A 1,132-nucleotide genomic window follows, 5' to 3' on the forward strand; every position below is an offset into this window, starting at 1 on the left:
GGCCCCACGCTTATGCGAAACCCGGTGGGTTGCCACGGTCGTCCCCTGATCAAAGACGGTCAAGACCTGGCCTGTGATGCGCACATCGACAGTGCGGCCAACAAGCTGATGCGGGACGGAGTAGCGCACCGTTGCAACCGTGATATGGAAATCAGGGGCCACTTTCGCGCGCTTCCACTCGGTGTGCTGCCATGGGGTTGTCGGCAGGTCAGCAAGGAGATGCTGCTCGTGTTCTTCGAAGAGATCCCTGCGGCTGATGTGCTGACTGCGAAACGGCACGGACCTGTTGATTGCATCGACTAAGTCCACAATCTTTCCGTTGAGCTCGTCCAAGTCAACACACTGGTGGCCTTCAAGGGCGTGGATGACTTTGTGTGTGACGATCTTTACCGCAGCTTCCACATTCGCTTTATCCTTCGGCCGACGCGCGCGTAGGAAGTGCTGCTGTGTTGTAGTGCTCCAAGAACTGCTGGTAAGTGTCGTTGACCTTCCGATTCCTATCGGCAGTGCTGATCGCGTTTGATGCCGTCGACGCGTTATCGGGGACAACAACCTGGCAGACCCCACCAAAGTAGTCAAACGCTTGACGGTGGGCATCAAGCCAGGACTGTTGCCGCTGGTCAACACACGCACAGGCAAACAGCATTCCTGAATACGGCAGCGCGGCAACGAAAATGCTGACTTTCGCACCCGGTGTGCCCGCAGGGTCGTACAGGCACATCTTGGTCCCCGCCCAATCCACCTGCATCGTATGCCCTGGTGCATGGGTGATCCGGGCGGTAAGCCCGGCCGCATCGACATGGGAGGCAACCAACTGGCGGAATCGGTCGTAGCTGTAGTGACGCTGACCCGGCTGGGCGGGGTTGGTGGTGTACCGAGCCCACAATACTTGCAGTGTTTGCTTCACACGCCCTGTGCGTGCTTTGACGACCGCGTCAAAGTCAATCGGGACGAATTCGCCTTGCCCGCTACTGCGCTTGTCAACGAATATCTCGTCCAGCTCGTCATTCGTCAGCGCCGCGACCTGCTGGGCAGTGGTTAGGCCAAGGCTTCGCAGCGCTTGGTTCGCTCGGGAAATCGCGCGGTGCGAGCACCCGAGTTGGTCTTCAATCTGGCGGTAAGAACGCTTCCT

Annotated in this window: 1 protein-coding gene and 1 pseudogene; both read right to left on the reverse strand. The window is 58.7% G+C overall.

The window, feature by feature from the left end; translation table 11 throughout:
- A pseudogene (locus HMPREF2807_RS14235) lies at positions 1-402 on the reverse strand (IS21 family transposase); the annotation flags it as partial.
- Between the two features lie 7 nt (positions 403-409).
- On the reverse strand, positions 410-1,132 hold a 723-nt coding region (locus HMPREF2807_RS14240; RefSeq protein WP_232751670.1), incomplete at its 5' end, for a DDE-type integrase/transposase/recombinase.

The sequence above is a fragment of the Corynebacterium sp. HMSC074A09 genome, assembly GCF_001811545.1.
In the GTDB taxonomy this organism is placed as follows: Bacteria; Actinomycetota; Actinomycetes; order Mycobacteriales; family Mycobacteriaceae; genus Corynebacterium; species Corynebacterium hiratae.